The 26,297-nt window shown below is 67.4% G+C and carries 20 protein-coding genes; 8 read left to right on the top strand and 12 right to left on the bottom strand.

From position 1 onward, the window contains the following. Positions 1-157: 157 nt before the first annotated feature. From ACQR2C_RS24215 to ACQR2C_RS24180, 8 genes are all read left to right on the top strand, one after another. On the top strand, positions 158-2,665 hold the full coding sequence (locus tag ACQR2C_RS24215; RefSeq protein WP_434882294.1) for a PAS-domain containing protein: 2,508 nt from the start codon (positions 158-160) through the stop codon (positions 2,663-2,665). Beyond that, positions 2,662-4,203: a tRNA (adenosine(37)-N6)-threonylcarbamoyltransferase complex ATPase subunit type 1 TsaE gene (tsaE, locus tag ACQR2C_RS24210; RefSeq protein ID WP_434882293.1), complete on the top strand. Its 1,542-nt coding sequence runs from the start codon at positions 2,662-2,664 to the stop codon at positions 4,201-4,203. The genes ACQR2C_RS24215 and tsaE overlap by 4 nt, the downstream gene beginning before the upstream one ends. A gap of 179 nt (positions 4,204-4,382) precedes the next feature. After that, the gene (locus tag ACQR2C_RS24205; protein WP_008963143.1) at positions 4,383-4,688 is read left to right on the top strand and encodes a PilZ domain-containing protein; all 306 of its coding nucleotides are present in this window, start codon (positions 4,383-4,385) and stop codon (positions 4,686-4,688) included. 150 nt (positions 4,689-4,838) lie between these two features. Then, on the top strand, positions 4,839-5,561 hold the full coding sequence (locus tag ACQR2C_RS24200; protein ID WP_315803957.1) for a nucleotidyltransferase family protein: 723 nt from the start codon (positions 4,839-4,841) through the stop codon (positions 5,559-5,561). Positions 5,562-5,909: 348 nt separating this feature from the next. Beyond that, entirely contained in the window at positions 5,910-9,056 is a 3,147-nt protein-coding gene (addB, locus tag ACQR2C_RS24195) for a double-strand break repair protein AddB (protein WP_434882292.1), read from the top strand. Then, a complete protein-coding gene (gene addA, locus ACQR2C_RS24190) occupies positions 9,050-12,523 on the top strand; it encodes a double-strand break repair helicase AddA (protein ID WP_434882291.1) in 3,474 nt (1,157 codons plus the stop codon). The genes addB and addA overlap by 7 nt, the downstream gene beginning before the upstream one ends. 98 nt (positions 12,524-12,621) lie before the next feature. After that, entirely contained in the window at positions 12,622-12,942 is a 321-nt protein-coding gene (trxA, locus tag ACQR2C_RS24185) for a thioredoxin (RefSeq protein WP_015663255.1), read from the top strand. A gap of 142 nt (positions 12,943-13,084) precedes the next feature. Further along, a complete protein-coding gene (locus tag ACQR2C_RS24180; protein ID WP_434882310.1) occupies positions 13,085-14,095 on the top strand; it encodes an ATP-dependent DNA ligase in 1,011 nt (336 codons plus the stop codon). A gap of 2 nt (positions 14,096-14,097) precedes the next feature. Here the strand turns inward: ACQR2C_RS24180 and ACQR2C_RS24175 are convergent, their stop codons facing one another. From ACQR2C_RS24175 to aroA, 12 genes are all read right to left on the bottom strand, one after another. Beyond that, positions 14,098-14,838 carry a metallophosphoesterase family protein gene (locus tag ACQR2C_RS24175; RefSeq protein WP_434882290.1) on the bottom strand — a complete coding sequence of 247 codons (741 nt, stop codon included), beginning with the start codon at positions 14,836-14,838 and terminating at the stop codon, positions 14,098-14,100. 12 nt (positions 14,839-14,850) lie between these two features. Beyond that, positions 14,851-16,194 (bottom strand): bifunctional folylpolyglutamate synthase/dihydrofolate synthase, encoded by a 1,344-nt coding sequence (locus tag ACQR2C_RS24170; RefSeq protein ID WP_315803961.1) that lies wholly within the window; start codon positions 16,192-16,194, stop codon positions 14,851-14,853. Further along, complete coding sequence (accD, locus tag ACQR2C_RS24165) at positions 16,191-17,129, bottom strand: acetyl-CoA carboxylase, carboxyltransferase subunit beta (RefSeq protein ID WP_315803962.1); 939 nt, start codon at positions 17,127-17,129, stop codon at positions 16,191-16,193. The genes ACQR2C_RS24170 and accD overlap by 4 nt, the downstream gene beginning before the upstream one ends. Before the next feature lie 94 nt (positions 17,130-17,223). Beyond that, complete coding sequence (gene trpA / locus ACQR2C_RS24160) at positions 17,224-18,060, bottom strand: tryptophan synthase subunit alpha (RefSeq protein ID WP_434882289.1); 837 nt, start codon at positions 18,058-18,060, stop codon at positions 17,224-17,226. Next, on the bottom strand, positions 18,057-19,280 hold the full coding sequence (gene trpB / locus ACQR2C_RS24155) for a tryptophan synthase subunit beta (RefSeq protein WP_434882288.1): 1,224 nt from the start codon (positions 19,278-19,280) through the stop codon (positions 18,057-18,059). Before trpB ends, trpA begins: the two co-directional genes overlap by 4 nt. Continuing rightward, positions 19,277-19,936, bottom strand: a complete 660-nt coding sequence (locus tag ACQR2C_RS24150) for a phosphoribosylanthranilate isomerase (protein WP_434882287.1) — start codon at positions 19,934-19,936, stop codon at positions 19,277-19,279. Before ACQR2C_RS24150 ends, trpB begins: the two co-directional genes overlap by 4 nt. 77 nt (positions 19,937-20,013) lie before the next feature. Then, complete coding sequence (locus tag ACQR2C_RS24145; protein ID WP_315803966.1) at positions 20,014-20,406, bottom strand: lipopolysaccharide assembly protein LapA domain-containing protein; 393 nt, start codon at positions 20,404-20,406, stop codon at positions 20,014-20,016. Positions 20,407-20,483: 77 nt separating this feature from the next. Continuing rightward, on the bottom strand, positions 20,484-20,801 hold the full coding sequence (locus ACQR2C_RS24140) for an integration host factor subunit beta (RefSeq protein ID WP_315803967.1): 318 nt from the start codon (positions 20,799-20,801) through the stop codon (positions 20,484-20,486). Between the two features lie 169 nt (positions 20,802-20,970). Beyond that, positions 20,971-21,951, bottom strand: coding sequence for a signal peptide peptidase SppA (sppA, locus tag ACQR2C_RS24135; protein WP_315803968.1), 981 nt, complete (start codon positions 21,949-21,951; stop codon positions 20,971-20,973). Positions 21,952-22,302: 351 nt separating this feature from the next. Next, entirely contained in the window at positions 22,303-24,012 is a 1,710-nt protein-coding gene (gene rpsA, locus ACQR2C_RS24130) for a 30S ribosomal protein S1 (RefSeq protein WP_315741235.1), read from the bottom strand. Positions 24,013-24,262: 250 nt separating this feature from the next. Next, positions 24,263-24,901: a (d)CMP kinase gene (gene cmk, locus ACQR2C_RS24125; RefSeq protein ID WP_434838703.1), complete on the bottom strand. Its 639-nt coding sequence runs from the start codon at positions 24,899-24,901 to the stop codon at positions 24,263-24,265. Further along, positions 24,898-26,235, bottom strand: a complete 1,338-nt coding sequence (aroA, locus tag ACQR2C_RS24120; protein WP_316178984.1) for a 3-phosphoshikimate 1-carboxyvinyltransferase — start codon at positions 26,233-26,235, stop codon at positions 24,898-24,900. Before aroA ends, cmk begins: the two co-directional genes overlap by 4 nt. Between the last annotated feature and the right edge of the window lie 62 nt (positions 26,236-26,297).

The raw sequence follows: 26,297 nt of genomic DNA, 5'->3' as shown, positions 1-26,297 counted from the left end.
AGTCGATCGGCGGACGCATTTTCCTCAGGCGCAACCACCGTTCACGGTCTGGACTCTTACCGCTGGAGTCCCGAAGCGGTTATGGTTGATTGATTCGTGAGACGGCGCGGTCGACGCGATCGGCGCCGCGCGGAACTTCGTGCGGTTTGGGGCAAATATGTCGGGCGTGATCGTGGTGATGCGTCAGACGCTGCTGTCGTGCACGTCACTTGCGCGCAAAGGCCTGATGGGTCTCGCTGCGACTGCGCTTGCGCCGGCGACACCGGGCTTCGCAGGCGATGGCGTGCCGCCGGATGCGATCACGACGCTGTTCGAGCTGAGCCGTCCTGATATCGCCGAGGTCACGGCGATGCTGGCGCTGCTCGGCTTCTCCGTGGTCGCTGCAGTCGCGCTGGTGCGCACGCGTCTGGCGGCCGCGCGCAAGGAAGCGCGGCTGCGTGCCAATGTCGCCGAGCTGCAACTGCAGGCCGATCGCTACCGTGCGCTGCTGTTCGCCGAGCCGCAGATTCTGATCGCCTGGCCGGCCGGCGGCCATCGCCCGCAGATCTCCGGCGACACCTCGATGCTGGTGCCGCAGGATCAGCCGCAGCGCATTCTCGCCTTTGGAACCTGGCTGCCGCCGGAGCCTGCGCTGCAGCTCGACCGCGCCGTCGACGCGCTGCGCGAAGCGGGCGAAGGCTTCATGCTCAATCTTACCACCTCGCACGGCCATGCGATCGAGGCGATGGGCCGCGCCATCGGCGGGCAGGCCATCGTGCGCATCCGCGAATTGTCCGGCCTGCGCCGCGAGCTCGCCGAGACGCAGCTCCGCTTCAAGGCGCTCGGCGAGGAGACGGAGTCGCTGCGCGCGCTGGCATCGGCGCTGCCGTGGCCGATCTGGGCGCGGCAGGCCAATGGCGCCCTCGCTTACGTCAACCCGGCCTATGCCCGCGCCGCGGACGCCCGCGACGTGCCGGACGCGATCGGCCGCAACATCGAGCTGCTCGACTCGGCCGACCGTATCGACCTGCAGCGTGCGCTCGGCGCCAACGGCCGTTTCGAGGGCCGGCTGCCGATCGTGACCGGCGGCGAGCGCCGCATGTATGACGTGCGCGCCTTCATGCTGGGCCACGGCAGCGCCGGTGTCGCCATCGACGCCAGCGAGGCGGCGGCGCTGGATGCGGCCGTGGTGCGGATGCGGGAAGCACACCGGCGCACGCTCGACCAGTTGTCCTCAGGCGTGGCCGTGTTCGACGGCCAGCGCCGGCTCGCCTTCTACAACGACTCCTATCGCCGGCTGTGGGGTCTCGATCCCACGTTCCTGGACAGTCAGCCGGATGACTCGTCGGTGCTCGACCGTCTTCGCGCCGCGCGCAAGTTGCCCGAGCAGGCCGACTTCCGGGCCTGGAAGGCCAAGCTTCACGAGGCCTATCGCGCCGTCGAGGCCGCCAAGGACACCTGGTTCCTGCCCGACGGCCGCGCATTATCGGTCGTCACCACGCCGAACCCGGAAGGCGGCGTCACCTATCTGTTCGACGACGTCACGGAGAGCTTCGCTCTTGCCCGCCGCTTCGACGGCCTGATCCGGGTCCAGCGCGAGACGCTCGACAGCCTCGCCGAAGGCGTCGCGGTGTTCGGCTCGAACGGCCGGGTCGAGCTGTTCAATCCGGCCTTCGCCAAGATGTGGCGGCTGTCGCCGGATCAGTTGCGCGAGCATCCGCATATCGACACCGTGGAATCCTGGTGCCATCAGCTTTATGACGACGCCGTCGCCTGGCGCACCATCCGCGAGGCGATCACGTCGATCGAGAACCGGCTCGACGCGGCGCTGAAGCTCGAGCGCAAGGACGGCAGCGTGCTCGACTGCATGAGCCGCCCCCTGCCCGACGGCGCGACCATGCTCACCTTCCAGGACATCACCGACACCGAGAATGTCGAGCGAGCCCTGCGCGAGAGCAACGAGGCGCTCGAAGCCGCTGGCCAGATGAAGATCGACTTCGTCCACCACGTGTCCTACGAGCTGCGCGCGCCGCTGACGACGATCATCGGCTTCGCGCATTTCCTGTCCGATCCATCGACCGGGCCGCTGACGCCGAAGCAGGCCGAGTATCTCGACTACGTCACCAAATCCACCAACGCGCTGCTAGCGCTGACCAACAACATTCTCGACCTCGCCACCATCGACGCCGGCGCGATGAAGCTCGAACTCGGGCCGGTCGACGCCGCCAAGGCGATCGAGGCCGCGGCCGAGGGCGTGCAGGACCGGCTTGCCACGGATCGCATCCGGTTGACGATCGCGGTGGACCCCGATGTCGGCTCCTTCGTCGGCGACGAGCGCCGCGTCGTGCAGGTGCTCTACAATCTGCTCGCCAATGCCGTCGGCTTCTCACCGCCGGATTCGAGCGTCGTCGTCAGCGCCCGCCGCACCGACCACAGCGTCACCTTCGCGGTCACCGATTCCGGCCCCGGCATTCCGCCCGAGGTGAAGGACAAGGTGTTCGAATGGTTCGAGAGCCATTCGCAGGGCTCGCGCCATCGCGGCGCCGGCCTCGGCCTGTCGCTGGTGCGCTCCTTCGTCGAGCTGCATGGCGGCAGGGTGCGGATGGATTCGGTGGTCGGCAAGGGCACCACGGTCACCTGTGACTTCCCGACCGACCACGTCGCGCAACGCAACGCCGCGGAATGACGGACCAGCTGACATTCACCACCGCGCTCGCGGACGAAGCCGCCACCGCCGCTCTCATGGCCGACCTCGCGCTGCTGATCGGCCCGGGCGCGCTGATCACGCTCACCGGCGATCTCGGCGCCGGCAAAACCGCGGCGGCGCGGGCGATGATCCGCTACCTCGCCGGCGACGACGAGCTGGAGGTGCCCAGTCCGACCTTCACTCTGGCGCAGAGCTACGACCTGCCGAGCTTCCCGCTGGTGCATGCCGATCTCTATCGCATCAGCGATGCATCGGAGCTCGAGGAGATCGGCCTGTCGCCGCTGCCGGAGGCGACCGTCGTGCTGATCGAATGGCCGGAGCGCGCCGGCAACGCTCTGCCGCTGGACCGCGTCGACATCGCGCTGCGCCACGATCCATCGCAGGGCGACACCGCCCGCAGCGCCGAGGTCACCGGCAGCGGCAAGGCGGCCGCGGTGGTTGCGCGGCTGAAAGCCTTGCGCGAATTCCTCGCCGAGGCCGGGCACGCCAAATCGCGCCGCGAGCGCATGGCCGGCGATGCCTCGACCCGCTCCTATGCGCGGCTCCACAAGGGCGAGCGCGTCTCAATCCTGATGAACTCGCCGAAACGCCCTGACGGCCCGGCGACCTACAACGGCAAGCCCTATAGCGGCGCCGTGCATCTCGCGGAGGACGTCCGCCCCTTTGTCGCGATCGCCGCGGCCTTGCGCGGGCGCGGCATCTCGGCGCCGAAGATCAACGACGCCGATCTCGGCCAAGGCTTTCTCATCACCGAGGATCTGGGACGCGAGGGCGTGATCGAGGGCGACCCGCCACGGCCGATCGTGGAGCGCTACGAGGCCGCGACCGATCTGTTGGCCACGCTGCACGCGCAGGACGTCCCCTCGGTGCTGCCGCTGGCGCCGCAGGTGACCTACGAGGTTCCGACCTTCGACGCCGAAGCCATGCTGATCGAGATCGGCCTGATGCTCGAATGGTACCTGCCCGACCGTGGCGTGGAGCTGTCGCAGGTGCTGCGGGCCGAATTCCTGGAAATATGGCGGGAGATGCTGGAGGCGCAGCTCGCGGCCAAGCCGACATCTAGGCCGACCTGGGTGATCCGCGACTACCACTCGCCCAACCTGCTCTGGCTGCCCGCGCGCGACGGCATCGCCCGCGTGGGCGTGATCGACTTCCAGGACGCGGTGATGGGACCACCGGCCTACGACGTGGTCTCCCTGGCGCAGGACGCCCGGATCGACGTGTCGCCCGAGATCGAGCGGGCGCTCCGAGAGCGCTACATCGCCGCGCGCCAAGCTGCGTCGACGGAGTTCGACGCCGACGAATTCAGCGCGCACTACGCGATCATGTCGGCCCAGCGCAACACCCGCCTGCTCGGCACCTTCGCCCGCCTCAACCGCCGCGACGGCAAGCCGCATTACCTCAAGCACCAGCCCCGCATCTGGGACTATCTCCACCGGTCGCTGGCCCATCCCGCACTGGAGCCGCTGCGCGACTGGTACGCGGCGAACGTGCCGCCGCCAGCGGGCATAGCTTGAAGCATCCTCTCATGGCACCGACGGTCCACTCCCCTCCCCCATGCGGGCAGGGGAGCCGACCGTCGCCATGGCAAGCTCGCACCATCGCTCTCACACCGTAGCTTTACCGGTTCTTAGCCATCCCCCCTTACCTTGCGCCCGCGGCGCCGGTTGCGCGCCGCGCGTGAATGGAGGTTGCGATGGCAGAGCGGATGAAGGGCGAACGCGTCGTCTTCGAGCGCGGCATCCCGGCTTTCATGATGGGCATCGACGGCACCTGGCGCCGCAACTGCACCATCGAGGACGTCTCGGAGACCGGGGCGAAGCTGACGGTCGAGGGCTCGGTCGAAGGCCTGCACCTGAAGGAGTTCTTCCTGCTGTTGTCGTCGACCGGCTTGGCCTACCGGCGCTGCGAGTTGGCCTGGGTCAATGGCGACCAGATCGGCGTCACCTTCCTGAAGCAGGGCAAGAAGAAGACCAACAAGCGCGCCACGGCCGAAGCCTGACCGAGCCACGACAGCCTGCGGCATCTTGCATCACGACGGCCGGGCAGCCGTCGCATATTCGTCATCGGCCCAGGCTATCGCAACCGGCCGAGACGATAGATGTTCTTGCGTGGTATGATTCGCACCACCGTTGATCGAGATGCCCTGAAGATGCCCGTCAAGCCGCACAAAGCCATGGTCCTCGCCGCCGGTCTCGGATTGCGCATGCGCCCACTGACCGAGACGATGCCCAAACCGCTGGTGCGCGTCGCCGGCCGCCCGCTGCTCGACCATGTGCTCGACCGCCTCGCCGAAGCCGGCGTCACCGAAGCCGTCGTCAACGTCCACTATCTCGCCGACCAGATCATCGAGCACACGGCCGCGCGCAGCACGCCCCGCGTGATCATCTCCGACGAGCGCGACCAGGTGCTCGGCACCGGCGGCGGCGTCGTCAAGGCGCTGCCGCTGCTCGGCCATGAGCCGTTCTTCCACGTCAACTCCGACACGATGTGGATCGAGGGCGTGCGCCAAAACCTGTCCCGGCTCGCCGACGCGTTCGATCCCGAACGCATGGACATCATGCTGCTGATGGCGCCGACCGCGACCTCGATCGGCTACGCGGGTCAAGGCGACTACGCGATGCTCGCCGACGGCACCTTGCGCAAGCGGCGGGAGCATCAGGTGGTGCCGTTCGTCTATGCGGGCGCCGCGATCATCTCGCCGGCGATCTTCGACGGCGCGCCGAAGGGCGAGTTCTCGCTGACGAAGATGTTCGACAAGGCGAACGAGCAGGACCGCCTGTTCGGCCTCCGCCTCGAAGGCGTGTGGATGCATGTGGGCACGCCGGCTGCTGTGATGGAAGCCGAAGAGGCGCTGCTGGAGAGTGCGGCGTAGACCCCCGGGCGAAGCCATCACCTCACACTCGGTGTCATCCGGAGCGCAGCGGCTTTTCTCCGTCATTGCGAGCGCAGCGACCCAATCCAGAGTCCCGTGCTCAGCCGTGGATTGCTTCGCCGCGCTGTCGGTGACGATGAAGGTGGGCGGATGGTTCCAGCAACTCAGCTCTCACCGCCCGCGAAAGCGGGTTACGACAGCTGAGATCGCGGCCGCAGAGGGGCTCCCCGCGTGCGGCGTCCAACATCGGAGCGGTCGCGGCGCTATCAACACCCATCCACACCCCGGATATGACCTCCGCCCGATCGCTCCCTATATAGATGGCCTGAGCAACCCGAATCGCAGGCCATGCGCGTCTTCACCGTTCCCATCTCGGCGCCGTTCCTGCGCAGCGTGATCGCGGCGCTGGTCGACGGCCGGCTGGTCGACGGCTTCGAGGCGCGCAGCGATCCGGCCCGACTCGCGACCGCCACGCTGTATCTGCCGACGCGCCGTTCGCTCCGTGTCGCGCGCGAAATGTTCCTCGACGAGCTGAAGACCGATGCCGCGGTGCTGCCGCGCCTCGTCGCGCTCGGCGACATCGATGAGGACGAGCTTGCCTTCGCCGAGGATCGCGACGCGTTCCTCGGGCCCGCGCCGCTGGAGATCCCGGAACGGCTCGACGACCTCCAGCGCCGGCTTACGCTGGCACGGCTGGTGGCGGCCTGGGCCAAGACGCCGGTGTCGGCGCCGCTGGTGATCGGCGGGCCCGCCTCGACGCTCGCGCTGGCCGGCGACCTCGCACGGCTGATCGACGACATGGTGACGCGCGGCGTGTCGTGGGACGCGCTCGACGCGCTGGTGCCGGATCAGCTCGACAAATACTGGCAGTATTCGCTCGAGTTCCTGCGCATCGCGCGGACCGCGTGGCCGGCCTATCTGCAGGAGATCGAGCGCATCGAGCCGGCGGCGCGGCGCGATCTGTTGATCGCGGCCGAAGCCGCGCGGCTGTCGGCGCATGCCGATGGTCCCGTCATTGCCGCCGGCTCCACCGGCTCGATGCCGGCGACGGCAAAATTCCTGCTCGCCGTCGCCAAGCTTCCGCATGGCGCGGTGGTGCTGCCTGGGCTCGACACCGATCTCGACGAAGCCGCGTGGAATTCGATCGGCGGTGCCAGGGACCGCGCCGGCCGCGTGTTGACGCCGCCCGCGGTCAACCATCCGCAATATGCCATGCACCTGCTGCTCAAGCGCTTCGGCCTGGAGCGGCGCGACGTGGTCCGTCTCGCCCCAACCGGCCGCGGCGGCCGGGAGGTGTTGATCTCAGAGGCGATGCGGCCGTCGGAGGCGACCGCCGTCTGGCACGAGCGGCTGCGCCAGTTCGACATCGCCGCCAATATCGGTGAGGCGATGGACAATCTTGCGGTGGTTGCCGCACCGAATCCGGAGATGGAGGCGCTGGCGATTGCCATCGCGATGCGCGAGGCGCGCCATCTCGGCAAATCCGCTGCGCTGGTGACGCCCGACCGCGCGCTGGCGCGCCGCGTGATGGCGGCGCTGACGCGCTGGCACCTTACGTTTGATGATTCCGGCGGTGATGCGCTGCTGGAAACACCCGCCGGCATCTTCGCGCGCCTCGCGGCGGAGGCCGCCGCGCGCGGCCTGGAGCCGCCGACCTTGCTGGCGCTGCTCAAGCACCCGCTGTGCCGGCTCGCCCGTGCTGCCAATGGCTGGAAGAGTGCCATCGAGACGCTGGAGCTCGCGGTGCTGCGCGGCACGCGGCCGCAAGCCGGAACCGGCGGGCTCGCGCGCGACTTCGCGCGCTTCCGCGACGAGCACACCAAGCTGCATCAGGGCGAAGTATCATCGCTGCACAAGGCCGAGCCGCGCGCGCGTCTCAGTCCCGAGCAGCTCGACCGCGCCGGCGCGCTGATCGCGCAGTTGCAGACGGCGCTGGCGCCGCTGGAAAACCTCGCCTCGCCGCGCCCGCAGGATTTCGCTGAGCTCGCCGCGCGGCATCGTGAGGTGTTGATTGCACTGTCGACCGACGATGTCGGTCTCAGCACCGCCTTCACCGATCGCGACGGCGCCGCGCTGGCACGCTGCTTCGATGACCTGCTCGCGTCCGGCGAGCGCTGCGGCCTGATGGCGCCGCTGGCGGACTATCCGGATCTGTTCCATACCGCCTTCTCCGATCGCGCGGTGCGCCGGCCCGAGCGCCACGGCGCACAGCTGCAGATCTACGGTCCGCTCGAAGCGCGGCTGATGCAGGCCGACCGCATGATCGTCGGCGGCCTGATCGAGGGCATCTGGCCGCCGGCGCCGCGCATCGATCCCTGGCTCAGCCGCCCGATGCGGCATCAGCTCGGCCTCGACCTGCCCGAGCGCCGCATCGGACTATCAGCACACGATTTCGCGCAATTGCTCGGCGCGCCCGAGGTGATCCTGACCCACGCCGCAAAGTCCGGCGGCGCGCCCGCCGTAGCCTCGCGCTTCCTGCATCGGCTCGAAGCCGTCGCCGGCGCCGAGCGCTGGAAGGCGGCGGAGGCGCGCGGTGACATCTACGTCCGCTATGCCGAGGTGCTCGACCAGCCCACGACCGTGAAGCCGATCGAGCAGCCGGCGCCGAAGCCGCCGCTGGCAGCACGGCCGCTGCGCATGTCGGTGACCGCGATCGAGGACTGGCTGCGCGATCCCTACACCATCTTCGCGCGCTACATCCTGCGGCTCGATCCGCTCGATCCCGTCGACATGCCGCTGTCGGCCGCCGATCGCGGCTCGGCGATCCACGAGGCGATCGGCGAGTTCACGCAAGTTTATGCCGATGCGCTGCCGCTGCATCCGGCGCATGCGCTACGCGTGATCGGCGAGAAGCATTTTGCACCATTAATGGAGCGTCCCGAGGCGCGGGCGCTGTGGTGGCCTCGCTTCCAGCGCATCGCCGGCTGGTTTGCGGCGTGGGAGAGCGCGCGACGCGCGCAGATCGGCGCGATCACCGCGGAGATCCGCGGCGAAATCGGCGTTCCGCTCGACAATGGCCGCACCTTCATGCTGTCGGCGCGCGCCGACCGCATCGAGCAGCGTGCCGAGGGCACCTACGCCATTCTCGACTACAAGACCGGGCAGCCACCAACGGCCAAGCAGGTGCGCATGGGCCTGTCGCCGCAGCTCACGCTCGAAGCCGCGATCCTGCGCGAGGGCGGCTTCGACGGCATCCCCGCCGGCAGCCTGATCAGCCAGCTCGTCTATGTCCGCTTGTCCGGCAACAACCCGCCGGGCGAGGAGCGTATCCTCGAACTCAAGATCAACAAGAGCGACCCGCCGCAACATCCGGACCAGGCCGCGCAGGAGGCGCGCGAAAAACTCGAGACGCTGATCCGCAGCTTCGAGGACGTCAATCAAGGCTACACCTCGCTGAACCTGTCGATGTGGGCGAACCGCTACGGCAGCTATGACGACCTCGCCCGCATCAAGGAATGGTCGGCGGCCGGCGGCCTGGGAGTGGAGGAATGGTGAAGGCGCCCCGCCCCATTCCGCAGGCCGTGCGCGAGGCGCAGACGCGCGCATCGAACCCGGCTGCCTCGGCGTTCGTGTCGGCCAATGCCGGCTCGGGCAAGACGCATGTGCTGGTGCAGCGCGTGATCCGGCTGCTGCTCGACGGCGTGCCGCCGGAGAAGATCCTCTGCATCACCTTCACCAAGGCCGCCGCCGCCAACATGGCCGAGCGCGTGTTCTCGACGCTCGGCCATTGGGTGACGCTCGACGACGACGCGCTGGATGACGCGATCCGATCCACCGGCATTCCCAACCCCGACAAGAAGCTGCGCGCCTCGGCGCGGAAGCTGTTCGCCAGCGCGCTGGAGACGCCGGGCGGGCTGAAGGTGCAGACCATCCACGCGCTGTGCACCCGGCTGCTGCAGCAGTTTCCATTCGAGGCCAACGTTCCCGCGCGGTTCTCGGTGCTCGACGAGCGCGACCAGACCGAGATGATGGAGCGCGCCAATCTCAAGGTGCTGCTCGATGCCTCCAGGGCCCCCGACAGCGCGGTCGGCCGCGCGCTGCAGGTGGCGATGACCAATGCGGCCGATTCGACCTTCAAGGACGTCGTCCGTGAGGCCTGTCTCAGCCGCGATCACTTCATGGCCTGGACCGATGGCGCCGGCCGCGTCGAGGTCGCCGCGCAGCATCTCGGCGAAGTACTTGGCATCGGCGCTGATGAGACGCTGGAGGCGATCGAGCGCGACATTCTTGACGGTCCAAACCTGCCGCGCGCGGACTGGACCGAGATCGCCGGTCGGCTGGATGGCGGCGCCAAGACCGACCAGAAGCAGGCGGAGCAACTTCGCGCTGCACTGGCGTTCTCTGGAGCCGATCAGGTCGACGAATATCTCCGGCTGTTTCTCACCGACGACAAGCAGCCGCGCAAATCGCTGCTGACCAAGAAGTTCGCCGACGCCAATCCGGGGTTGGCGGGTCTGTTCGATTCCGAGGCCGCCCGGCTCGACCGCCTGATCGAGAAGCGCCGCGCCGCTGTCGTGCGCGACCGCACCAAGGCGCTGCTGCAGATCGCGACAGCGGCAGCCGCGAACTATCGCCGCGAGAAGGAGGAGCGCGGGCTGCTCGACTATGACGACCTGATCGACAAGACACTGGCGATGCTCAACCGTGTCTCCGCCGGCTGGGTCCACTACAAGCTCGACCGCGGCGTCGATCACGTGCTGATCGACGAGGCCCAGGATACGAGCCCACGGCAGTGGGACATCGTTGCCCACATCATCGAGGAGTTCACCGCCGGCGCCGGCGCGCGCGACGGCCTGACGCGGACGATCTTCGCGGTCGGCGACGAGAAGCAGTCGATCTTCTCGTTCCAGGGCGCCGACCCGCACGAGTTCGATGCGCGCCGGCGGCAATTGCAGAAGCGCTTCACCGACGCCGGGCTGTTGTTCGATCCGGTGTCCTTCACCTATTCGTTCCGCTCCGGGCCGACGGTGCTGCACGCGGTCGACCATGTATTCCGCGAGCGCGAGGTCTACAGCAGCATCCACTCGCCTGACATCGGCCATCCCATCCACAACGCGCTGACCGATGCCGGGCCGAGCATGGTCGAGCTCTGGAGCCTGTGCGAACGCGACGACCGCAAGGAGATCGAGGGCTGGCGGGCGCCGTTCGACGGCGTCTCCGTCACCAGCCCCGAGGTGAAGCTGTCGCGCCGCATCCAGGCCGAGATCAAGCGGCTGATCCTGACAGGCACGATGACCGGCCATGACGGCGCGCGGCGGCGGCTCAGCTATGGCGACATGCTGATCCTGGTGCGCCGGCGCGGCAACGCCTTCGATGCCGTGATCCAGGCGCTGAAGCACGCCGGCATCCCCGTCGCCGGCGCCGACCGGCTCAAGCTGACCGAGCACATCGCGATCATCGACCTGATGAACCTCGCCGACGCGCTGCTGCTGCCGCAGGACGACCTGGCGCTGGCCACCGCGCTGAAGAGCCCGCTGTTCGGGCTCGACGACGACGATCTGTTCAAGCTGGCGTGGCAGCGCCGCGGCTCCTTACGCGACGCACTCACAGCCCATGCCGCTGACGACGAGCGGCTGCAGGCGGTCGTCCGACGCCTGCAGCAATGCGAGCGCCGTGCGTCTGAGGACACGCCGTTCGCGTTCTATGCCTGGCTGCTTGGCGGCGATGGCGGCCGGCGCCGTATCCTGGCGCGGCTCGGCCACGAGGCCAATGACGCGCTCGACGAATTCCTCGAGCTGGCGCTGTCCTATGAGCGCAAGGCGCCGGCCTCGCTGCAGGGATTCATCGCCTGGCTGCGCGCCGCCGACACCGAGGTGAAGCGCGACATGGAGATTTCGCGCGATGAGGTGCGCGTCATGACCGTGCACGGCGCCAAGGGCCTCGAAGCCTCCGTCGTCTTCCTGGTCGACACGACGTCATCGCCGGCGGATTCGCAGCGGCTGCGGCTGATCCACGTGCCGCATGGCGAGCAGGAGATCGTGGTCTGGGCCGGCCGCAAGGCCGACGATCCGCAAGCCGTGGCTGCGGCGCGCACGGCGATGCTCAAGGAAACCGAGGACGAATATCGGCGGCTTCTCTATGTCGCGATGACGCGCGCCGCGGATCGGCTGGTCATCGGCGGCTGCATGCCGGGCAACATGAACAACGTCCGCGGCGGCAGCTGGTACGACCTGATGGCGCGCGGCCTTGACGCGGCGGGCCTGCAGGTCGAGGTGACCGAAACCGAGGACGGGCCGGTCAAGCGCTACGCGCGGGCCGAGGACATCGCGGAAACCGCTGCTGACGAAACGCAGCGCATGGTCGAGACGGCCGTCGAGCTGCCGGCGTGGCTGCGCACGGCGGCGGCGGAGGCGCCCGGCGAGGTCGCCGTGCTCCGGCCATCCGATCCGTCCGCCGACGAGCGGCCGGTGCGCACGGGCGAATCGCTGGCCGCGCGCAGCCTCGCGATGCAGCGCGGCACGCTGGTGCATCGCCTGCTGCAGTCGCTGCCCGAGGTGCCGCCGGAGCGGCGGCGCGATGCCGCGCTGCGATATCTGATTCGCAACGCCGCCGACTGGCCGGAGGACGAGCGCGCGGGACTCGCGGAACGCGTGCTCGCCGTGGTCGAAGACCCGCGCTTTGCCGCGGTGTTCGCTGCCGGGAGCCGGGCGGAAGTCTCGATCGTGGGCCGCCTCGCACTGGCCGGCCAGCCTCCGGCGCTGGTCTCCGGCCAGATCGACCGACTGGTGGTGACTGAGGTCGAGGTGCTGATCGTCGACTTCAAGACCAACCAGCAGCCGCCCTCGGGACTCGCCGACGTGCCCCCGGCCTATGTCCGGCAGCTCGCGCTGTACCGCGCCGTGCTCGGCCAGTTGTACCCCGGACGAAACGTCCGCGCCGCGCTGCTCTGGACCGAAGCTCCTGAATTCATGGAGCTTCCGGCCTCCGCGCTGGACGCCGTGCTGCCATCCCAGCACGACTGAGTGAGCCCGCTTGACCCGGCATCACGCCATTCCTACTTTGACACCCACGCTGAGGCGGCGCGTCCGCGCCGCTCCCTCCAACCGAACGAGGTAATTCCATGGCCGTTGGCAAGGTTTCCGACGCCGATTTCGAAAGCGAAGTGCTCAAGGCCGACGGCCCGGTCGTGGTCGACTTCTGGGCCGAGTGGTGCGGCCCGTGCCGCATGATTGCGCCCGCCCTCGACGAGATCTCGAGCGCGATGGGCGACAAGGTCAAGATCGTCAAGCTCAACGTCGACGAGAGCCCGAAGACGGCCTCGAAGTACGGCGTGATGTCGATCCCCACCCTGATGGTATTCAAGGGCGGCGAGATGGCCTCGCGCCAAGTCGGCGCTGCGCCGAAGGCGAAGCTGCAGCAGTGGATCTCGTCGGCGGTCTGACGCTCCACGATCCAGGATTTTTGTCGAACGGCCGGCGGAATCGTCGGCCGTTTGCGTTGAGGGGGTGTGTTTCAACGTTTTGGATGTCGCCATGCCCGCCCGCGCCCATCGTTCGCCCTCCCGCAAAGCCGGTTTGCTGGCCATGGAGGCGCGCTCGGTGGATGCAATCCCGCGCGGCGAGGACTGGCAATACGAGCCGAAATGGGACGGCTTTCGCTGCCTGCTGTCGCGCGAGGGCGCAACGGTGACGATGCAGTCGAAGGCCGGCGAGGACCTCGCGCGCTACTTCCCCGAGGTCGTCGCTGCGGCGCGCGACCTCAGGGCAACCAGCTTCATCCTCGACGGCGAGCTGGTGGTGCCGCAGGCGAAGTCGTTCTCGTTCGATGCATTGCTGCAGCGGATTCATCCCGCCGCCAGCCGGGTGAAGAGGCTGTCGGTGGAGACGCCGGCGCTGTTCCTCGCCTTCGATCTGCTGGCGAGTGGCAAGAAGGACCTCGTGACGCACACGCTGCACGAGCGGCGGCCGGCGCTGGAGGCGTTCGCGGAAGCGAACTTCGCCGGGCACCCGACGTTCCGGCTGTCGCCGGCGACGACGCGTTTTGCGACCGCGCAGAACTGGCTGGCGCATTCTGGCGGCGGCTCGGACGGGGTGATCGCCAAGCGCATCGACCTGCCCTACCAGGCCGGCAACCGCGACGGCATGCAGAAGATCAAGCGCTATCGCTCGGCCGATTGCGTGATCGGCGGCTTCCGCTACGCCACCAACAAGGGCGCCCAGGGGCGCAAGCTGGTCGGCTCGCTGCTGCTCGGGCTCTACGACGATGACGGCCTGCTGCATCACGTCGGCTTCACCTCCGCGCTCAAGAAGGACGAGAAGCCCGCGCTGACCGACAAGCTCGAGCCGCTGATCTCGCCACCCGGCTTCACCGGCAATGCGCCGGGCGGGCCGAGCCGCTGGTCGACCGAGCGCTCCGCGGAGTGGTGTCCGCTGAAACCGAAGCTGGTGATCGAGGTCTGCTACGACCATTTCTCCGGCGAGCGCTTTCGCCACGGCACCTCGATCCTGCGCTGGCGGCCCGACAAATCGCCGAGGCAATGCACGTTCGAGCAGCTCGAGCAGAGGGTCGCCGATCCCTGGAAACTGCTCGCGTGAGCTCAGCGGATCCAGCCGGTCGCAAGCGCCGATGCAAATTCCTCGTCGCCATTGGCGCGCGCGAGCGCAGCCATGGATCGGTGATCATAGGGCACGTGGCGGAAGCTCACGCTCCAGCCGGACGACGTCAGCTCAAGGATCGCGTAGCGCGCATCAGGCGTGCCGGCCTGCACGACATGCGGATGCGGCACGTTGTAGGAATAGCCGGGGCTGCCGACGCTGCCCGGATTGACGATCAGCGGACCGTCACGCAAGCGCACCGCACGGGCCGTGTGGGTATGGCCACACAGGATCAATGATTGCGAAATGCCGGCGGCCAGTCGCTCGATGTCGTCGAGCAGCGCACAAGTGATCGCACCGTCCTGAGCGACGCGCTCGAGCCAGTAGACGTTGTCGTCATCGGGCGTCGCGTGACATAGAAACACTTCGTCGCGATAGACAGCGGTCGCCGGAATCGTGCGCAGCCAGTCGAGGTGCATGGCGTCGAGCTGTGGAAAGGCCGGCCGCTCCCAGGCTCCCATCTTATCGAATGGCCGGTCGATCAGCCAGCGATCGTGATTGCCGCGCACATGGACGGCATCGAGCGGCATCAGCAAGTCCATCGTCTTGCGCGCGTCGAGCGGGCCGCTCGCCATGTCGCCGAGGTTCACGATCTCGGTCACGCCCTGCGCACTGATATCCGCGAGCACGGCCTCCAGCGCAAGGTGGTTGCCGTGGACATCTGCGATCGCGGCAAAGCGCATGCGCCATTCCTCTCAGGTCGGCGGGGTGCCGTTGAGGTCGAGCACGTGGCCCGCGAGATAGAGCGACCCCGTGATCAGGATACGCGGCGGGACCTCATAGGCAAGCCGCGCGATGCCGGCGAGCGCGGACGCGACGCCATCGGCGATCTCGACGCGCATGCCGAGCGTGCGCGCGGCGGCGGCCAGATCAGCCGGTGCCATCGCCTTGCTCTCGTTCGGAATCGGCACGACGATGATGTGGCGCGTCAGGCCGGCGAAGTTGGCCAGGAAGCCCGCGGCATCCTTGTTGCCCATCATGCCGACGATGACGACGAGCTGCCGCGACACGCGCTCCTCGAGATCCCCGATCGCCGCAGCGACGACACGGCCGCCTTCGGCATTGTGGCCGCCGTCGAGCCAGATCTCCGCGCCCTGCGGCGCGATCGCGGTGAGCGCGCCGCTCGACAGCCGCTGCATGCGCGCCGGCCATTCGGCGCCGACGATGCCATCCTCGAACGCCTTGGTGGCGAGCTTGAACTGATCGACCGCGCGCAAGGTCGCGATCGCGAGGCCCGCATTGTCGAACTGATGCCGGCCGAACAGTTTTGGCGCCGGAAGATCAAGAAGACCACGGTCGTCCTGATAGACCAGCCGGTTGCGCTCGACACTGACGTGCCAGCTCTCGCCCGCGGCAAACAACGGCGCGCGCTGTCGCCTGGCCTCGCGCTCGATCACGGCCATCGCATCGGGCTCCTGCGCCGCCGAGATCACCGGGCAGCCGCGCTTGATGATGGCGGCCTTCTCGGCCGCGATCAGCGCGCGGGTGTCGCCGAGAAACTCCATGTGGTCCATGCTGATCGGCGTCAGCACGGAGGCCGCGACCTGCTCGACAACATTGGTGGAATCGAGCCGGCCACCGAGGCCGACTTCGAGCAGCACGACATCGGCCGGATGCCTTGCGAACAGCACGAAGGCCGCGACGGTCTTGACCTCGAAGAAGGTGATCGGCGCGCCGGCATTGACCCGCTCGCACTCCAAGAGCGCGGAGATCAGCTCGTCGTCCTCGACCAGGACGCCACCGCCGACCTGGCCGAGCCGATAGCTCTCGTTGATGCGCACCAGCCAGGGCGAGGTGAAGACGTGGACGCGCAGCCCCGCGGCCTCGAGCATTGCGCGCAGATATGCGACCGTGGAGCCCTTGCCGTTGGTGCCGGCGACGTGGATGACCGGCGGCAGCTTGCGCTCGGGATGACCGAGCTGCGCCAGCAGCCGGTGCATGCGATCCAGCCCGAGCGAGATCCGGCTCGGATGCAGGGCAGAAAGCCGCGTGATCAGCTCGTCGAGCGACGGTCTTGGCTGGGCGGCAGAATCGTTCACGCGCTCGTTGCGACCGCCGGCGCTTCCGCGGCTTCGGCGGGCTTGGCCGGCGGCGGCAGCTGCGGCGCGGGCTTGGCGTGTTCGATGGCCGGCGCCTTGGTCAGCAATCGGCACAGCCGCGCCAGCGTCGGGCGCAGGTCATGACGGTGCACGACCATGTCGACCATGCCGTGGTCGAGCAGGTATTCAGCGCGTTGGAAACCTTCGGGCAGCTTCTCGCGAATGGTCTGCTCGATCACCCGGGCGCCGGCGAACCCGATCAGCGCACCGGGCTCGGCAATGTGGACGTCGCCCAGCATCGCGTAGGACGCGGTGACGCCGCCGGTGGTCGGATTGGTCTGCACGACGATGTAGGGCAGCTTGGCCTCGCGCAGCATCTGGACCGCGACCGTGGTGCGGGGCATCTGCATCAGGGACAGGATGCCTTCCTGCATGCGCGCGCCGCCGGAGGCCGCGAACACGATGAACGGCGACTTCTTCTCGACCGCGAGCTCCAGGCCACGCACGATCGCCTCACCGGCGGCCATGCCGAGCGAACCGCCCATGAAATCGAAATCCTGCACGGCGATGACGACGCCCATGCCTTCGAGCTTGCCGAAGCCGACCTTCACCGCATCGTTCATGCCTGTCCGCGCCCGCGCATCCTTGATGCGGTCGGCATAGCGGCGCTCGTCGCGGAATTTCAGCGGGTCGGGCGTGACCTCGGGCAGCGCGACGTCGAACCAGGTCTCGTTGTCGAACATCGACTTCAGCCGCGCCACCGCACCCATGCGCATGTGGTAGTTGGAGCCGGGGATGACGAACTGGTTGGCCTCGACGTCCTTGTAGAACACGAGCTGTCCGGAATCCGGGCACTTGATCCAGAGGTTCTCCGGCGTCTCGCGGCGCAGGATGTTGCGGATCTTCGGCCGGACCACGTTGGTAAGCCAGTTCATGTGTCGCTCCGTGTTGCGGTCGCCCGGATATATGGCGGGACGGCGGGGTCACGGCAAGACGGCCGCGACATCCGCTCGGATAGTGGTTGACGGCCTATTCCGCGGCCTGTTGCGCGCCGCGCACGCCCTGGGCGAGAGCGGCGGCCAGATCGGCGACCGCGCTGACGGTCTTGGCGGTCGCGCGGCCCTCGGCATCGAGGCTGGCGCGGAGTGCGTCGACCAGGGCGGTGCCGACCACGGCGCCATCGGCATGGGCTGCGATGGCGCGGGCCGTCTCCGGTGTCCGGATGCCGAAGCCGACGCAGACGGGCAGCGCCGTATGGCGCTTGATGCGCGCCACGGCGGCGCCCACAGCCGACGAATCCGCGGCCGCCGCGCCGGTGATGCCGGTGATCGAGACGTAGTAGACGAAGCCGGAGGTGTTCGCGAGCACCGCCGGCAGCCGCTTGTCATCGGTGGTCGGCGTCGCCAGCCGGATGAAGTTGAGCCCGGCCTTCAGCGCGGGGATGCAGAGCTCGGTGTCCTCTTCCGGCGGCAGGTCGACGATGATCAGGCCGTCGACGCCGGCGGTCTTGGCATCGTCGAGAAACCGGTCGACGCCGTAGATGTAGATCGGGTTGTAGTAGCCCATCAGCACGATCGGCGTGTCGGCATCGCTGTCGCGGAAGCTGCGCACCAGCTGCAGCGTCTTCCTCAAGGTCATGCCGGCCTTCAGCGCGCGCAGGCCCGCCGCCTGGATCGACGGACCGTCGGCCATCGGATCGGTGAACGGCATGCCGATCTCGATGATGTCGGCGCCAGCCTGCGGCAGCGCCTTGACGATCGCCAGCGAGGTTTCAGGATCAGGGTCGCCTGACATCACGAAGGTGACGAACGCCGAGCGGCCTTCCTTTTTCAATTGCGCGAAACGCGCATCCATCCGGCTGGTCACGATGCCTTCGCCCTTCCTCGCAAGATGTCCCCCACCTGCGGCACGTCCTTGTCGCCGCGGCCGGACATGTTGACCACCATCAGGTGGTCTTTCGGCTTCTTCGGCGCGAGCTCCATGACCTTGGCGATCGCATGCGCCGGCTCCAGCGCCGGGATGATGCCTTCGAGCCGCGATAGCAATTGGAACGCGGCCAGCGCCTCCTCATCGGTCGCCGACAAATAGTTCACGCGGCCGACCTCGTGCAGCCAGGAATGCTCCGGTCCGATACCGGGATAGTCGAGACCGGCCGAGATCGAATGCGCCTCCTCGATCTGTCCGTCCTCATCCATCAGCAGATAGGTGCGGTTGCCGTGCAGCACGCCGGGACGGCCACCGGCGATCGATGCCGCATGCAGCTGCGTGAGGCCGTGGCCCGCGGCCTCGACGCCGTAGATCTCGACCGAGGGGTCGTCGAGGAAGGGATGGAACAGGCCCATCGCATTGGAGCCGCCGCCGATGCAGGCGATCAGCGAATCCGGCAGGCGGCCTTCGGCCTCCTGCATCTGCGCGCGCGTCTCGCTGCCGATCACCGACTGGAAGTCGCGCACCATCATCGGATAGGGGTGCGGGCCGGCGACGGTGCCGATGCAATAGAACGTGGTGTGGACGTTGGTGACCCAGTCACGCAGCGCCTCGTTCATCGCATCCTTCAGCGTCTTGGCGCCGGACTGCACCGGCACCACCTTGGCGCCGAGCATCTCCATGCGGATCACATTCGGCTGCTGCCGCTCGACGTCGACGGCGCCCATGTAGACCACGCAGTCCAATCCGAAGCGCGCGCACAGCGTTGCGGTGGCCACACCATGCTGGCCGGCGCCGGTCTCGGCGATGATGCGCTTCTTGCCCATCCGGCGCGCGACCATGATCTGGCCGAGCACGTTGTTGACCTTGTGCGAGCCGGTGTGATTCAGCTCCTCGCGCTTGAAGTAGATCTTGGCGCCGCCGAGATGCTCCGTCAGCCGCTCCGCGTAATACAGCGGCGAGGGCCGGCCGACGTAGTTCTTCAGGTAGCCGTTCATCTCGGCGTGGAATGCCGGATCGGCCTTGGCCTCCGCATAGGCCTTTTCCAGGTCGAGGATCAGCGGCATCAGGGTTTCGGCGACGAAGCGGCCGCCGAAGATGCCGAAGTGACCGCGGTCATCAGGACCGCTGCGGTAGGAATTGGGAATGGCTGTCGTCATTGAACGCTCAACTCTTCAGCGGCCCGCGCCGCGCGAATGAAATCCCGGATCATGTCGCAATCCTTCACACCCGGCGTTCGCTCGACGCCGGATGACACGTCGACGCCGCCGGCGCGCGTGATCCGCACGGCCTCGGCGACGTTGTCGGCGCTCAGGCCGCCGGACACCATGAACGGGCGATCGAGTTTCAGGCCCTGCAGCAGACGCCAATCGAAGGTAGCCCCGAGTCCGCCGGGACGGGTCGCATCCTTCGGCGCCCGCGCGTCGAACAGGATGCGGTCGCACACATCGGCGTAGCCCGCCAGCGGCGCAAGATCGGCCTCGGTCGCGACCGGAATGGCTTTCATGATGGGCAGGCCGAAGCGCTGCTTGAGGTCGCGGATGCGCGCGATGCTTTCGCGGCCATGCAGCTGCAGGAGATCAGGCCGCAGCGTCTCGACGATATTTTCGATCATCGCGTCGTCGGCATCGACGGTCAGCGCCACCTTGAGCGCGCGCCCCCTGACGCCACGGCCCAGCTCACGCGCGGCCGTCAGGTCGACATGGCGTGGGGACGGCGGAAAGAACACGAAGCCCACCATGTCGGCGCCCGCGTCGAGCGCCGAAGCGAGGGTATCGGGCGTGGTCAGGCCGCAGATTTTGACGAGCAGGGACATCGATGAACAACGCACGTCCGGGCGGAAAGGATCACCAGAAGCCGGCGGCTTCCAAGGCCGCCGAGCTTGGGCGCCTTCTACAACGCGGCGCCCTGCTTGTCTCGCCCATAAGGGGCGAAAAGCCGCGCCGGCGCCGCCGGAACCAGAGATTGTGCCGAGCCCTGATTTGCACGCGCCGCGGCGCTCAACTGCACCACCTGCGCACGGGCCGCTTCGGCATCGGCCTGATGACGGCGCGCGGCCCGCCGCCAGCGGCGCTGGCCGATCCAGGTGGCACAACCACCTGCGATCACGCCCAGGATCGCGACGGCGATGATCAAGGCGAACAACGGGACCGATACCGCGAGCGCCGGATCGGTCGCGTTGAACGGATCAAACGATACGGTAACGAAATGCCGATTGGCGACCGCGAAGATGACGAACAGCACCAGCAGCGGAAGGACGACCACGACAGTGAAGAATTTTCGCATGCGCTCGCTCGTGTCAGTCAGGCCGGATTCGCCTCGAAATCAGCCGCCGACGACTAGCACGGCCGGCGCGAGATGCTTCAATCGTCTGAGTCGTCAGCCGCAGCGCCCGCGGGATTGTCTCGGTTCAGCCGCTCGCGCATTTCCTTGCCCGTCTTGAAGAACGGGACGCTCTTCTGGTCCACCGGGACATGCGCCCCGGTCCGCGGGTTGCGACCGGCGCGGGCCGGCCGATGCTTGACCGAGAAGGCGCCGAAGCCGCGCAGCTCGACGCGGTCACCGCGGGCGAGCGCCGCGACGATCTCGTCGAGGATCGCGTTGACGATGTTCTCGACATCCCGCTGGTAGAGATGCGGGTTGTGCTCGGCGATACGCTGAACCAGCTCGGATTTGATCATCGAGAAAATGTACCCGGGGAGACAGGTCCCATTTCCGTGAAAATATGCTGGACTGTCAAGACGCTAAATCATTCATCGCGGCCGTGAATCGGGGGGCGAGGCCGGGTACGGGGCCTCGCCATGGCACACGCGAAACGGGAAGATCGTCCCAAGGATGGTCTTGGCGAGTTCAATTGCCCGGCGCGGGCGTCCAGAGCGCGAGCATGCCGTCGAGGCCGATGCGATCGACCGCCTGGACCACGCCGGTGTGCTCGAGCTGGCGGGCGATTCCGGACAGGCCGACGGCGTCGAGCGCGATCGAGGTGGCCGTTCGCAGGAAGGTGAGGTCGCCAAACCGCGGCGTGAGCTTGTAGTCACGCACCGGAAGGTCCTTCTTGACGTTCTTGTTCGCGACGAGCCATGCGACCGCGGTCTTCTCGTCGCCGAGCTCGTCGATCAGCTTCAGCTCGATCGCCTGCCGGCCGGTGAAGACGCGGCCGTCGGCCACCTTCTCCAACTGCTCATCATTCATGGCCCGGCGATCCTTCACCAGTCCGCGGAACCAGGCGTAGGAATCCTTGACCAGGGCGTCGAGCGCCGCACGCGCTTCCGGGCTGGTGGGCTCGTAGCCGTTGGGGGCGGCCTTCAGCGGCGAGGATTTGACCTCCTCGATCTTCACGCCGACCGTCTTCAACAGCTCGCCGACATTGGGGTACTGGAACAGCACGCCGATCGAACCGACGAGCGAACTCTGCTGCGCGACGATGTGATCGGCAGCGATCGCGCCGATATAGCCGCCGGACGCCGCGAGACCTTCAACGACGACGACCAGCGGCTTCTTCGCCTTCAGCCGGACCAGCGAATCGTAGAGCTGCTCGGAGCCGGCGGTGGTGCCGCCCGGCGAATTGATGTGGACGATGACGGCTTCGGCCGAGGAGTTTTCGAGCCGCTCCAGCGCCTCGACTCGCTCATGATCGCTACGGATCAGGCCCTCGATATTGACGCGGGCGATCGAGCCGGTGGTCGACAGCACGGTGCGGCCGCGCGGCGACATGGCGAGGCCGATGGCGGAAAGAGCCGCGACCGCGATCAGCACCGCGACCACCCGCCAGAACGTCAGCTTGCGGCGCAGCCTGCGGCGATCGACGATCACATCCGAATCAAGCGACATGGACAGCTCCTGGAAGTCTCGGCGCGTTTTGCATCCGCAGCCTGAATATCTCGTTATCCGATTACATCAATCGCGGCGCAATTTGAAGAAAGGAAGGCTCCGCCACGAAGCCGTCAAAGGGTCGACGGGCTCCGAGCAGGCCGCAGGGCTAGCGTATTCGATGATCGGAGTCTTGCTCTCATCTCTCCACGTCGTCATGGCCGGGCTTGTCCCGGCCACGACGGAGCAACTAAGTTGCAGGTTCGACCCTATCCACATATGCGATGGCGAGGGGCGGGTCGAAATGCCCTGGGGGCACAAAAAAGCCCCGGCCGAAGCCGGGGCTTTGATCTCGTCACGCGGATCGAAGGCTTACTTCGAGTCGCGGTTCTTGAGCGCGGTGCCCAGAATGTCGCCCAGCGTCGCGCCCGAATCGGACGAGCCGTACTGCGCGATGGCTTCCTTCTCTTCAGCGACTTCCAGCGCCTTGATCGACACCTGGACCTTGCGGGCCTTCTTGTCGAACTGGATCACGCGGGCATCGACCTTCTCACCGACGGCGAACCGCTCGGTGCGCTGATCGTTGCGATCGCGCGCCAGCTCGGAGCGCTTGATGAAGGTGGTGAAGTCGGTGCCGGTGATCTTGACGTCGATGCCGCCGTCCTTGACGTCGAGTACCTCGCAGGTGACGACCGCACCCTTCTTGACATCGCCCGGCTCGGCGAAGGGATCGCCTTCGAGCTGCTTGATGCCGAGCGAGATGCGCTCCTTCTCCACGTCCACGTCGAGCACCACGGCCTTGACCATGTCGCCCTTCTTGTAGTTGTCGATGACCTGCTCGCCCGGCTGCTTCCAGTCGAGGTCCGAGAGATGGACCATGCCGTCGACGTCGCCTTCGAGACCCAGGAACAGGCCGAACTCGGTCTTGTTCTTGACCTCGCCCTCGACCACCGAACCCGTCGGATGCTTCTCGACGAAGACCTCCCACGGGTTGCGCATGGTCTGCTTGAGACCGAGCGAGATGCGGCGCTTGACGCTGTCGACTTCGAGCACCTGCACTTCGACTTCCTGCGAGGTCGAGACGATCTTGCCGGGGTGCATGTTCTTCTTGGTCCACGACATCTCGGAGACGTGGATCAGGCCTTCGATGCCCGGCTCGAGCTCGACGAACGCGCCGTAGTCGGTGATGTTGGTGACGCGGCCATGGAAACGGGCCTGCAGCGGGTACTTCGCCTCGATGCCCTGCCACGGATCGTCGAGCAGCTGCTTCATGCCCAGCGAGATGCGGTGCGTCTCGTGGTTGATCTTGATGATCTTGACCTTGACCGTCTGACCGATGCTCAGCACCTCGGTCGGATGGTTGACACGGCGCCAGGCAATGTCGGTGACGTGCAGCAGGCCGTCGATGCCGCCGAGGTCGACGAACGCACCGTAATCGGTGATGTTCTTGACGACGCCGTCGATCACCTGACCCTCTTCGAGGTTCTGCACCAGTTCCTGGCGCTGCTCGGCGCGGGTCTCTTCCAGCACGGTCCGGCGCGACACGACGATGTTGCCGCGGCGACGGTCCATCTTGAGGATCTGGAACGGCTGCGAGTTGTTCATCAGCGGCGCGACGTCGCGGATCGGACGGATGTCGACCTGCGAGCGCGGCAGGAAGGCCACGGCACCGTCGAGGTCGACGGTGAAGCCGCCCTTGACCTGGTTGAAGATGACGCCGTTGACCTTTTCGTTGTTCTGGAACGCCTTCTCGAGCTTGCCCCAGCTCTCTTCGCGGCGCGCCTTGTCGCGCGACAGCACCGCTTCGCCGAGCGCGTTCTCGATGCGATCGAGGAACACTTCGACCTCGTCGCCGACTTTCAATTCACTGTCACGGCCGGGCCCGGCGAATTCGCGCAGCGCCACGCGGCCTTCGGTCTTCAGGCCGACGTCGATGACGGCCATGTCCTTCTCGATCGCAACAACCTTGCCCTTGACGACAGAGCTTTCCTGCAGGTTGCCCTTGGTGAAGGACTCATCCAGCATCGCGGCGAAATCATCGCGGCTGGGATTGTAGGAAGAAGCAGAGGTACTCGAAGCCATTTGTTCTCCAGATGCGGACATTCTCGCCAGCTTGGGTTGATCGGCGCATCGAATGGACAGTGCCTGGAGGTCCACAAATCCCCAGACGTCCGCGCTGTCAGCGCGATAAGCGCAAACGACGCGGGCCGGCAGTGCCTGCACATGCGATACGTATGAAGTGCGTCCGGCTGATCGGACTCGATTGAACCGCAATCGAGCTATCGACGGTCAAGGGCGGGAGCGGGCTTTCCTCCAATGACGCCGGCGGAAATCAAACCCGCTGGCGGCCCGCTCGAACGGCCTCGACGATGTCGATGGCGGCCCGGACGCCGCCTTCTATATCCAAATGGGAGTTGTCAAGCAAGTAAGCATCCGGGGCTTGTTTTAAAGGCGCGACGGCCCGGTTCTGGTCGCGCTCGTCGCGCGCCAGGATGTCGGCCAGAATGGCCGCCTCGTCGGCCGGTTCCCCCCGCGAAAGCGCCTCGAGCGTGCGGCGATGCGCCCGGATGCGGGGATCGGCGACGACGTAGATCTTCACCTCGGCGTCCGGGCAGATCACGGTTCCGATGTCACGGCCGTCGAGCACGGCACCGGGTGGCTGGCTTGCGAACTGACGCTGGAAGGCCACCAGCGCCTCGCGCACTTTCGGCAACGCCGAGACCACGGAGGCCGCGGACCCGACCTGGTGCGACCTCAGCGCCGGATTGTCGAAGGTCGAGGGATCCAGGCTCATGGCGACGTCCGCCGCCCGCACCTCGTCCTTGAGGTCGATGCCGGCGGTCAGCAGCGCATGGGCAACGGCCCGGTAGATCACGCCCGTATCCAGGTGCCTGAGGCCGTAATGCGCCGCGAGACGCTTGGCCATGGTGCCCTTGCCCGAGGCCGCCGGGCCGTCGATGGCGATGATCATGCGAAATCCGCGCCCGCCTTGCACATCAGCGGGATGAAATCCGGGAAGCTGGTGGCGATGAAGGCGGTATCGTCGACGGTGACCGGCTTGTCGGACGCGAGGCCCATCACGAGGGCGGACATCGCGATGCGGTGGTCCATGTGGGTCGCGACGATGCCGCCGCCCGGCACGTGACCGCGGCCCTCGACGATCAGGTCATCGCCGCTGATCTCGACCTTGACGCCGTTGACACGCAGCATCGCCGCGGTGGCCTCCAGCCGGTCGGATTCCTTGACGCGCAGCTCATGCAGGCCGCGCATCACGGTGGTGCCCTCGGCATAGGCGGCGGCGACGGCCAAGACGAGATATTCGTCGATCATCGACGGCGCGCGCTCGGGCGGCACCACGACGCCCCTCAGCTTCGAGGCGCGCACGCGCAGCCGGGCCATGGGCTCGCCGGCATCGCCGCGGACGTCGTCCTCCTCGATCGAGGCGCCCATCTCGCGCAGGGTCGTGAACAGGCCGGTGCGCAGCGGGTTGGTCATCACGTCCGACAGCACGAGGTCCGAGCCATCGACGATCAGCGCGGCGACCAGCGGGAACGCGGCCGAGGACGGGTCGGCGGGAACGATCACGGGGGCACCACACAGCTCCGGCTGGCCGGTCAGTGCGATGCGGCGGCCATGAGACCCTTCCGGCGTGGTCACGATCTCCGCGCCGAAATGCTTCAGCATCAGCTCCGTATGGTCGCGGCTGGCCTCCTGCTCGATCACGGTGGTCACACCGGGCGCGGCGAGGCCCGCGAGCAGCACCGCCGACTTGATCTGGGCCGAAGCCACCGGCGTGCGGTATTCGATCGGCACCGGGTTGCCGGCGCCCTGCAGGGTCAACGGAAGCTTGCCGCCCTCGGCGATCGACACCACCTTCGCGCCCATCAGCGCCAGCGGGTCGAGGATGCGCCGCATCGGACGGCTGCGCAGCGAGGCATCACCGTCGAAAACGGCCGTGATCGGGCAACCGGCGACGGCGCCCATCACCAGCCGGCAGCCGGTGCCGGAGTTGCCGAAATCGAGCGGTGTGCTGGGCTGGGCGAAGCCACCGACCCCCACGCCACGGACGGTCCACGCGAAGTCGCCGGTGCGCTCGACCTTGGCACCCAGGGATCGCATCGATTCGGCGGTGTTGAGGACGTCCTCGCCCTCGAGCAGGCCGGAAATCCGGGTCTCGCCGACCGACAGCGCCCCCAGGATCAGCGCCCGGTGCGAGATCGACTTGTCGCCAGGCACGCGAATCGTGCCCGAGAGGGGCCCGGAGGCGCGTGATTCCAGGGGAGTCGGGGCGGCTGACGTGCTCACGGCGGGATCCTCGTGTTTCGGACGCGGCAGGTATCACAGCCCCCGCCCTCCGTCACGAGCGG

The organism is Bradyrhizobium sp. HKCCYLRH3061 (assembly GCF_051168015.1).
Taxonomy (GTDB): domain Bacteria; phylum Pseudomonadota; class Alphaproteobacteria; order Rhizobiales; family Xanthobacteraceae; genus Bradyrhizobium.
This window is presented reverse-complemented; position numbering and strand designations above follow the sequence as displayed.